At 65.8% G+C, this 10,115-nt stretch carries 6 protein-coding genes; 1 reads left to right on the top strand and 5 read right to left on the bottom strand.

Annotation, left to right across the window (positions count from 1 at the left end):
* Positions 1-7 precede the first annotated feature (7 nt).
* The gene (locus ACWEIJ_RS44630) at positions 8-6,226 is read right to left on the bottom strand and encodes a protein kinase domain-containing protein (protein ID WP_449843360.1); all 6,219 of its coding nucleotides are present in this window, start codon (positions 6,224-6,226) and stop codon (positions 8-10) included.
* A gap of 344 nt (positions 6,227-6,570) precedes the next feature.
* Here ACWEIJ_RS44630 and ACWEIJ_RS44635 point away from each other — a divergent pair, with 344 nt between their 5' ends.
* The gene (locus tag ACWEIJ_RS44635) at positions 6,571-6,711 is read left to right on the top strand and encodes a hypothetical protein (RefSeq protein ID WP_449843361.1); all 141 of its coding nucleotides are present in this window, start codon (positions 6,571-6,573) and stop codon (positions 6,709-6,711) included.
* A gap of 261 nt (positions 6,712-6,972) precedes the next feature.
* On the opposite strand, the gene ACWEIJ_RS44640 is transcribed toward ACWEIJ_RS44635, so the two are convergent.
* The 4 genes from ACWEIJ_RS44640 to ACWEIJ_RS44655 are packed head-to-tail and all read right to left on the bottom strand — an operon-like array spanning position 6,973 to position 10,043.
* Positions 6,973-7,374: a YbaB/EbfC family nucleoid-associated protein gene (locus ACWEIJ_RS44640; RefSeq protein WP_449843362.1), complete on the bottom strand. Its 402-nt coding sequence runs from the start codon at positions 7,372-7,374 to the stop codon at positions 6,973-6,975.
* Between the two features lie 7 nt (positions 7,375-7,381).
* The gene (locus ACWEIJ_RS44645) at positions 7,382-7,834 is read right to left on the bottom strand and encodes a hypothetical protein (protein ID WP_449843363.1); all 453 of its coding nucleotides are present in this window, start codon (positions 7,832-7,834) and stop codon (positions 7,382-7,384) included.
* 2 nt (positions 7,835-7,836) lie between these two features.
* The gene (locus ACWEIJ_RS44650; RefSeq protein ID WP_449843364.1) at positions 7,837-9,249 is read right to left on the bottom strand and encodes a lipase family protein; all 1,413 of its coding nucleotides are present in this window, start codon (positions 9,247-9,249) and stop codon (positions 7,837-7,839) included.
* Entirely contained in the window at positions 9,249-10,043 is a 795-nt protein-coding gene (locus ACWEIJ_RS44655; protein WP_449843365.1) for a hypothetical protein, read from the bottom strand. Before ACWEIJ_RS44655 ends, ACWEIJ_RS44650 begins: the two co-directional genes overlap by 1 nt.
* Positions 10,044-10,115: the final 72 nt, after the last annotated feature.

Below are 10,115 nucleotides of genomic sequence, written 5' to 3' on the forward strand. Positions count from 1 at the left end.
TCCGTCGTCAAACGCCCGCGATGCGGCCGAAGTAGCGTTCGCACTCACTCACGATGGCGGCCCAGTCGCCGTCGTGGGGAAACCTGACCACATCCCAACCCGCATCTTCCAGGCGGTTCTCTGCCTCCGCATCGCGTTGCGCGACCTCGGTGTACTGGTGCACGGGGCCGTCGACGAACACCGCCACGTTCACGCCGGGCAACCGGTAGACGTAGTCAGGCCGTGCGAGCGCCTCGGCGATGAACGGCTGGGCTTCGTCGGGAAGCCTCAGGCCGTGCTCCTTCAGCCAGGTGATCAACCGCTGCTCCAGCCCGGTTTCCGACTGCTGTGACAACCGCTCCAACTGCTCGGTTCGGGACTCACCCCTGCCAGTCGCCTCCGCACGGGCACCGGCAAGTCTCAGGAGCAAAGCGCGCACTGAATGGCGGTCGATCATGCCGTGGCTGCTTTGATTGCCGTAGGTCAGCAAGCACTCGTAGCAGCCTCGCGCACAGAGCCGTTCCGGGTGCGGGCCACCGAGGTCTGTGCCGTCCGGAGCGAAGTGGCAGATCTCCAGCGCCCTGGCTGCCGCCTGCCGAAGTGCATCGGGGTCCGCTTGCAGCAGCCGCAGGACGCCCGCACCACCTTCCGCCGCTTCGGTGAACAGGAACCGTTCGCGCGGCCCCTGATCAGGCGGGAGCAGCTCGCTGGTCAGCTCCGAGTCCTCCAGCTCGAACTCGGCCTCGATGCCGCGCTCCAGCGCGTACATCAAGGACAGTGCGACCGGCTCGTCGAGCGGCTCGGCGAGTTTGAAGACCAGCACGTTCCGGCGGTCCTCCACGTACGGGATGACCCGCTTCCTGTGTCGCTTCTCGTTGCCGTCGCTGTCGATCACCGGTAGCTCGCTGGAGTCCCCGGAGGCTTCACCGGCCTCACGTTCGTTCAGCCAGCGACCGTCCGCGGGGTCGAGCCAGTAACCCGGCGGTTCGTCCTCCCGCGCACGCACCCGGCCGACGTTGGTGATCCGCACCGTTGCCGAGTCCCCGTAGATCACCGTTGCGATCTGGCCGTCTGCATCCGAAACCAGAGCATCCCTCCGCCCAGGACGGGCGCCGTGATCGTGGAAGCGGTACGACGTCACCAGGCGGAAACCGGCCCGGCGCCGCTCCTCCTCATCCGAGGAGATCCGTTCGCGCTTGCGGGTGTACACCGTGTGGAGCTGCAGAAGGCCGGTCGTGTTCTCCCTCAGCGGTTCGTTGCACATCTGGCATCGGCTGGCCGACTCCACGACGTCGTGGTGGTAACCGCAGCCACCACAGCGCTTTGCACTCGTGGTGACCAGGTCACCGCTCGCGTCGGGCGTCAGCTGGATCCGGGTGACCTGGTACCGGCTTCCTTCGTGGTAGATCAGCGCTCCTGGACCGAACTCGCGAATGGCCAGGAAACGCGGCCGCTGGAGGTAGTCACCGTCACCGAAGCGACGTCCTGAGGTGGGCACGTAGGCAGCGAGTGGGAGCCGAGGGAACGAATAGCCCGGCAGGAACCCCTCGCTGGCGAGATAGCGGTAGGGGTTGAAGTCGGACAACACCGACTTGCTGTCGGCGGTGTCGTTCTTGAGCAGGTTGAGCTGCGTCTCCGCCTCGCGTCGCCGGGCACTGGCGATGTCGTGGTCGCGTTTGGACAGTGTGTGGTCGAGCACTCGGCGGTTCTGCTCTGCTTGATCGACCAGAGCGGCCTTGAACAGCTGCCGCCACCGGTCGAACGCCTCGTCAAACCGTTCACCTGCGACACGCACGGTTTCCTCGACCCACTGCGGATGCCACCAGGAAGTCTCGGCGAACTCAGCTCGCATCGCACCGAACACGCGATGCGCCGCCTCGACGGTACGGCGTTGTGCTTGCGGGTCACGGCGTCCCGCATCGATGTCGTCGTGCAGGCGCAGCTCAGGATTGGGAAGGCGGGTGTCCTCGCGGTAGCTGATGTCGATGATGTCGGGAATCGCCCGCCCCAGCTTGAGTCCCGACTCGGCCAACCAGATGGCGTGCACGTGCGAGCGCACCAGGTCCTCGTTCGTCAGGTCCAGTCGAGGCCGGGTGATGATGCCGGAGACCATCCGGTCGGAGCGGCGGAAGTAGTACTGGTCGTGACTGTTGCCGGTGGCGCAGTAGGTGGTGACCAGCGCGGGCTGGCCCGACCGGCCTGCCCGGCCACTGCGCTGCGCGTAGTTGGCAGGAGTCGGCGGAACGTTGCGCAGCATGACGGCGTTCAGCTCGGCGATGTCGACACCGAGTTCCATGGTCGGCGAGCAGTACAGCAGTTTCAGGTCGCCTCTGCGAAACGCCTCTTCGCGCTGCTCGCGCCTTTCCGGATCGACCTGCGCGGTGTGTTCAAGAGCGGCCAGACCGCTGAGCGCACTGCCGGCCTCTCGATACAGATCGCGGAAAAAGGTGTTGACCCTTGGGCCGTCCCCGCTGGCATAGGTGCGGGTCAGCGGGTCGTGCGAACCCGTTTCCCCCGTTCCGGCCTGCCAGATCAGGGTTCTCGCCGCGACACGGTAACCGGTGGCGCTCGACCCCGTACCTCTCCGGAACCGCCCGGAGCGTTGCGGGGCAACGTCGACTCGCTCGACGAGCCCGGCTTCGGCGAGCAGTTCCAGCAGTTGCTCGATCACCTGCGCGGCATCGTCCGTCGACAGGCCCTTGAAATGCTCACGACGCAGGTACTTGCCGAACTTTCCGCGGCCGGACACGAACAGGCTGGACCGGCTCATCCCCGGCCGGGAACTCCCTGGAAAAGCCGTTCCCACCTGCGGCTGGTCGCTCGTCGACAAGATCCAGGGATCAACGAGGCGCTCCTCGCTGGCACGCTGCAGGGAGTCGAAATCATCGCGGAAGTACTGCACGTCGATGGCGAGGTTGCGGCGCAGGTGGTCGAGCAGGGTGCGGAGGATCTCCGCTCGGCGGTCCGGCTCAGCGTCACGGATGCTCGGGTGCGTGCCGGTCCATCGGTCGTTCGAGCCGGCGAGCCACTCGAGGTCCTCGTACTGGATCCGGAGCAGTCCGGTCTGCTCCAGGTTCGGCATCGTGACCCGCCAGCCACGTTGAAGATCGAGATAGAGCCGGAAGGCGATGACGTCCTGCAACGTCTTGGCAGCACGGGTGCGCAACCCAGGGGCGAGGTCGTCAGCCCCCTTCGCGTAGTCAGCCGGGGTGAGGCCGAGCGCACCAGCGACCCGTGACGACAGTTCCTCGTGCCGAACGCCCGCATCCCCTGCGGCCACAACCGCGCGGTACAACGCCCCGCGCAACTGCGTGATCTGCACGAAGTCGTTGAAATGCCCCGCCTGCAGCGACGCGTCCTGACGGTTATCGACGAACGTCAACAGCTTGCGCGCTCGCTTGCTGAGCGATTCCTCCGGGACGGCTTTGAGCGAGCGGACGATAGACGCGGACACCAGGGACGTGGCTGACGACCGTCCCTCCTGGTCCAGGGTGGCCAACTTGGCGAAGTCCTTGCCCCGCGTCTGTTCGTAGCTGACTGAGCAGTGCAGGCAGAACAGGAACGGCGCCGGGATGAACGCGACAGCGAGCCCGGCCGTCACCTCCTTGCCGTACGGATCAACGTTGACGGAAATCGGGAGCCTCGGCCGATACGACTCACGCACGCGCTCGTTGCCGTGGTCATCCGTTTCCAGCCAGGACTCGGGCAGCCGGCGACCGTCGATCGCCTGATCCGTGGTGGTGGGCCAGGGCCGATCCGCGTCGAAGTAGAGGTAGCCGTCGCCCGCACGTCCACCCGTTGCCGAGGTGTCTCGCCTGGGCTCGTAGCGAACCGTGCCGTCTTTGACTGTCCGCCACACGGTCAGGTACTCCTGCCCGCACTCGCGGCAGAATGCCAGCGGCAGCAGGATCTTGCCGTCAGAGCCGGGCAGCACGCGCTGGTAGTCGCGAGTCAGGTGGCGCGATGCCTTGTCTTCAAGCGTGACGTAGACGGTGTCGCCCTTCGACAGGAACTGGTGCAGCCGGAACGCGAACAGCGGACGGTCCGTCACCGGATGCCGGGCCTCCGAGCCCGCCTTGAGGGTCCGCTGGATCGCTTCCTTGCAGACACTCACGCTGAGCCCGCTCGCGTCGGCGAGCTCGCGGGCAGCGTCTTCGATCTTGGCGGGCTTCTGCCGGACCAGTCGACCGGTGGTGTCTGTTCGCAGCCCGAAGCGCGTCTCGATCCAGGAGGCGAGAGGATCGGTCACGAGGTCCGCATACGCGCGTGGCGGTTCGAGTGCTTGAAGCCGTCCGATCGGAACAGCGCCATCGTCACCACTGGTGGCGCGCACAAGCGTCTCGCCGATGACGTTGTCTGGTCGCACTTCGGCGCCGAACAGCATCGTGGCCACGTCGGCGACGACGTTCCGCTGATCGTCGAACGTGTCTTCGCTCGACATGGTGGCGGAGGTGCCGATGCACTGCAGCCCGTCTGCTTCACACGCGTCACGAACCCTGCGGATCAAGAGCGCTACGTCAGCCCCTTGCCGGCCACGGTAGGTGTGCAGCTCGTCGAAAACCAGGAACCGCAGACCTTTCGCCATTCTGATCAGCGATTTCCGGTCGTCCGGTCGGGTGAGCATCAACTCCAGCATGACGTAGTTCGTCAGCAAGATGTCCGGCGGGTTGTCGCGGATCTCCTTGCGGCGCTCGTCGGTTTCCTGGCCTGTGTAGCGGGCGTAGGTGATCGGCTCGTGACCCTTGCCGTAGCCGTCGAGCAGGAACTTGTCGAGCTCCTTGAGCTGGCTGTTGGCCAGGGCGTTCATCGGGTACACGATGATCGCGCGAACCCGCCTGCGTGCGGGTGGTCCCGCCTCAGCCTGCTCCTTGAGCACTCGGTCGACGATCGGGATGATGTAGGAGAGCGACTTGCCGGACCCAGTTCCTGTGGTCAGCACGTAGGAATGGCCCGCATCCGCGATGTCGATCGCTTCGCGTTGGTGACGGTGCAGGGTCAGAGGACGACCGTCGCACACAGTGCCACTCTCAGTCTTGCCAGCCTGGAAGATCCGCGCGCATTCGCTGTGCAGCACGCCATCGCTGACCAGTTCGAGCACCGTTCCACCGGAAGCGAAGAACGGGTTCAACGACACCCACGGGTCCGGCCACTGCGACTTGCTGTCCAGGTCCTGCCGGACGAACTCGGCGATCTCATCGTCGCGAATGATCGTGCCGCCCTCGGTGAAAGCCCGGTAGTCGGCGATCAACTTCTCGTGCACTGCAAAGACGTCCATTCCGGATGTCTTCACCAGCGCACTGGATGCGGACGTCACGTTCACGCGCTCCGCTCCGCGCCTCGCCTCAAGCCAAGCGACGGGGTTCAGGGAATCCCAGCCGGAAACTCCCTCATCGCCCACCGCGAGTGGCAACAACGCCTCCCGAACCGCGACAGCGTCGGATGGGCGGCTCGCAGGACTCTTCGCCAACAGCTTCTCGATCAGCAGCGCCAGCGCTTCCGGCGTGTCCGAGCGCATGAGCTTGATCGACGGCGGTTGCTGCTTCAGATGCTTCTGACCGAGCCCGTGCGCGGATTCGCTGTGAAACGGTGGAACACCGCTCAACAGCTCGAACAAAACGCAACCCAGCGCGTACAGGTCGGCCGCCTGGGTGACGGAGGCGGCCTCGAACTGCTCAGGTGCCATGTACCTAGCCGTACCGACCGTGACACCGCTGCTGGTCAGCTTCCCGTCTTCGGCATCATCAACGATCCGCCCCATGCCGAAGTCGAGGACCTTCACACCGCCGCCCTGGACGAGCATGACGTTGGCCGGCTTCAGATCACGGTGAACGACATTCACCGCGTGCGCTGCGGAGAGACCATCGGCAATCTGCGCGCCGATCGCCGCAACCCAGGAGACAGGCAGCTGCGGATGCTCGTCCACGAGATCGCGAAGCGTGCGGCCGTCCAACAGCTCCATCGCCAGATAAGGAAGCTGGTCGACACCACCAGCCACCAAGCGCGGAAGGTTGGGATGATCAAGCTTGCGCATGATCCGGACCTCGCGCTCGAACCGCCGAACGGCCTTCTCGTCGAATCCAGGGACGAGCACCGCACTTGATCGGCCGCGCAGGACGAGCTTCACGGCAACAACATCCCGGTCCGCGCTCTCCAGATCTTCCGCGCAGTACACCTTGCCCATGTTGCCTTTGCCGATCGCAGCCGTCAGCCGGAACCGGCCAGCCACGAGGTCCATCTCCGGCTTCACACTCCCACCCTCCCGCACTCGTCGACCGCGAACGGCCCACTCGCCCTACGTCGTCACGACGCCCCCGCACGTAACAGAAGTACACGGTATCACCATCCCACTCCCCACTCAATCTGTTAACAACGCCAACAGACAGCCTGCAGAACCTTGCTCCCACTCGGCTCAACGCAGAGGTGGTGCGACGCGGCGGGAACCAGGGATCGGCAGAGCCCGCTGCCCGACCCGTCGATGGCGCCAACGGGTTGGGCAAGACAGTGCCTGCTGACGACCTCGCCTACGTGCTCCGCGGGCGTGGCCGTGAGGTCGTTCGCGCCTCGTGCACGACCTCCACGAGGGGCACGCCAGTGGGAACACGTCTGCCGTTCGGCAAGAGGCTCGATCATTCGTTCCAGCGCGTGATCCACGTCGTGGAGACCGACGAGTCGCGCATGGCGGTCAAGGGCTGCGGATCACCGGATATGGACGACGAACGCAACCAGCGCTAGGTCGGCGAACAACGCATCTACCTGCGATCATGCGATCCCGCCGCGAGGGCGACCTCGACAACAACTATGTGCCCCGCGCTGAGATGACGCGGCGGTACTCCGCCCGGCACCCGCGATCGGAGTCAATGCGGTTCACCTCCAGCGAGACGCTGCACAGATCGCGAAGCCTTCGAGCAGGCGGATCCGAGCTCTGATCGGCCTTGATCTCAACGTTGCCGTCTCGCGGTTCGCGGTGACACAGGGCCGCCCGCTGCACAACCACTAAGGTCGCCGGTAGATCGAGTTGTCACTGAAGTCGTCGTCCTCGACCGGCCGCGGCACGGGCCTCCGCGGTTCAGGAGTACCGAACGCCGGCACCGACACATCGGTGTCGAGCTGTCCTGCCTGTCCACCGACCGCGTTCCGGAACTCGCCGAGCACGTTGGCCGCGGCACCTTCCCTTGCCTGCCGCACCAACTCCATGATGCTCGCGGCGAGGTCCGGGTTATGTGCGATCTTGAGGTCGAGCAGCGCACCGTTAGGCGCCACCGTCACGGTCAACGCCTTGTCCTCGGAAGTGACCGTCTGCCCCGCTGCCTCCAGGTTGCGGCGGAACGCGACCGCGTTGCGCTGCAGTTCCGCGGTTTTGGCCTCGAAGTCGGCCAGCCATTCGTCCGGAGTCATCGTCCACTCACCTCTTCGCAGGCCTCGGGCCGTACTTCTCCAACCCGACTTTCTCGGGCACGCCGAGGCCGCCCTTGCCGATCGGGCTGGCGAGCTCCCATTTCCCCTCTACCGGCAGATTGTCCGAAGAGTAGGCGACGAACTGCGGCGATATCTGGCGGTCGTACGCCGTGCTCTGCCAGTAGTCGCGGTTGGCGATGTCCTTCAGCTTGTCGACGACCTCGTTCGAAGCCGACTCCGCGCGGACGATGACCTTGAGGTTCAGCTGCTGGCCGGAGTCGACGCCGTGCACGTACTCATAACTCGCATCGGCTACCTCTGACTGCCCTTTCCAGTCCGCCACGATCTTCTTGCCGAGTTCGTCCACATCCTCGTAGTACTGCACGAAGACATTGCATCCGGTCAGCAGCCCGATCAACAGGAAGACCCCGCCCACCACACCGATCAGGCGCCTTGACACGTTCAATTCACTCCCTCCCGCCGGACGTGGTAGGTCAGCGTCGTCGACTTCGGCCCGCCCTGAGTGAACACGTCCGCACTGTCGAGGAACCTCCGGACCGACGGATCCGAACTCTGGTCGAGTTGTCCCGCGACCGCGACGTAGTTCTGGTCGACCCGCGGCTTGTCCGGATTCTGATCGTCGTACCGGTAGCCACCGATGTCGTGATTACCGCCCACAGAGCCGGTCTGGTTCTCGAAGGTGACTGTCGTGCGGTTCGCGATGTTCGGGTTGTCGCTGGCGTCGAGGTGCGGAACGATGTCGCCCTTGTTCTCCAGCGACAGCATCTGCACGTTGCCGGGGATGTCGATTCGCCCGACCGGGGATCCGGCGGTGACCACGTGCGTCACGTTGTACCCGCCCGAGATGAGGTCGTTGGTGGACTGGGCGGCGACGATGCCACCCTGACTGTGACCGACGAGCATCACCGGGACACCGGTTCCCTGCGCACCGGCCTCGTGCAGTGCCTTCTCGATGCCTTGCTGCAGCACGGTTCGGTTGCCCGCCATCGCGTCGATGTTGACACCGGAGTCGTTGGCGCTCTTGGGATCCCAGGGCGCGTTCCAGTCCTTGGTACCTGGGATGTCCACGATGTAGCCGATCGGCTTGTCGTTGGCGTCCTTGACGACCCTGACGTCGATGTTGCTCGGTTCCGCGTTCCTGGGTCTGTTGCGCTCGTCCAGACCCAGCAAGATGTCGTGCAGGTTGTGCGGTGCCGTGTCGGGGTGGCTCGCGACAGGATCGAGTTCCGCTGTGCCGTCCGCGTAGGTCGCGGCCAGCAGGTCCAACGTGGTGGCCAGGTCCACGGGCACGCCGAGCGAGGACAGCATGCCGGGTGACATGCCGATCAGGGTGTCGACCATGCCGGGGTGATCGACCAGCCACTTCTGCCAGTCGCCGTCGTAGTTGGCGTACACGTCCGCGGCGATCGCCGTGCCCGACCCCAGCGCGGCCACGACAGTACCGCCCGGTACCGAAGCGACCGCCAGACCCGCCATCCATCGCGAGGCATCCAGTCCTCTGGCGGCGAGCTCATCCGCGGCCTCATAGGCCAGTTTCGTGGCGCGAAGCGCATCGCCGCGTAGGCCGATAGCCGCGGACGTCGCGGTGAGACCGGTCGGCCCGTCGAGCGCCGTGGCCATGGCCGCCTCGAACTTCGCCACCCCGGACGGGTTCAGCAGAGCCGAGGCCAGCACGTCCGGCTCAGCGAGGAACTTGTGCCCGGCCAACGCCGTCTTCAGCGTGTCACCGGCAACCTCATCGGTGAGGGCGCTCATCGCCACGAGATCTTCGCCCTTGGCCCGGAACCCGCCGGCGCCACCGCTGACTTCGATACCGGAAACCGGGGCAATCCCGACCGTCATGTCCTCAGGCATTACAGCGCTCCTGCCACAGCCGGGGCGACCCACGTGCCCAGATCCTTACGAGCGGCCGGTTCCAGCCGCACCATCCGACGCCCGGAGCCGTCCGGCTCCGGATCGAGGCCGCTCCAGCCGCCGTCGGTGTGCACCCAGCTGACCTGAGACGTCATCCCGTTACGACCGACGACCAGACACCGCAACGCCCCATCTGTCTCGATCGCCACCCGCTGAGCGAGTGCCGCCTCGCCGCCGGACAAGTTCAACCTCGCCACCACGGCGGCTGGACCGCCGGGGTCGGCATCCCGAAACAGCCGGGCAGCGCCCATCTCCTGCAACACCGCCAGCGGCAGCCGACCACGCAAAGGAGCCTGCTCTGGTCCGCCTCCGCCCAGGCGTGACTCGATCCCGGCGTTCGTGTCCTGGCTCTCCGGTGGAACGGCCCGGATCAGTTCCTTGCCCAGATCCGCCGAGGCGAACATCGACATCTCCACCGCACCGTCACCCAGCTCGAACAACGACGCCCCCAACGGACCGGAGATCGCGTGCACGCTGTGCAGCCCCTGGCCGTCGATCGCCGCGACCGTGTCCAGCATGACCATCGGCAACGCCAGAATCTCCAGATTCTTGACCACCGACCGATGCACCTCGCCGCCCACCCCGTCGACCACGCGCTTCTTGATCAGCCCCGCCTCGGCAGGGCCGATGTCAGCGGACGACATCCAAGCGGGCGGCAGTTCGACAACTGCGCGTTCGACCAGATACGTGAGCTCGCCGGCTGTCAGTACGAGCCGGTGTGGTGCCGGGGTCACGCGGGCACCCCCTGCCCGCGCAGGTACTCGCCGACCTCGAGCCACGCCTTGTCGCCCGCGGGCGGCAGGTTG

Source organism: Lentzea sp. NPDC004789 (assembly GCF_053601075.1).

Bases quoted from the DNA above. Each gene is read 5' to 3' on its own strand.
- ACWEIJ_RS44640 (WP_449843362.1), bottom strand. From the start codon at position 7,374: ATGACTCCGGACGAATGGCTGGCCGACTTCGAGGCCAAAACCGCGGAA.
- ACWEIJ_RS44650 (WP_449843364.1), bottom strand. From the start codon at position 9,249: ATGCCTGAGGACATGACGGTCGGGATTGCCCCGGTTTCCGGTATCGAA.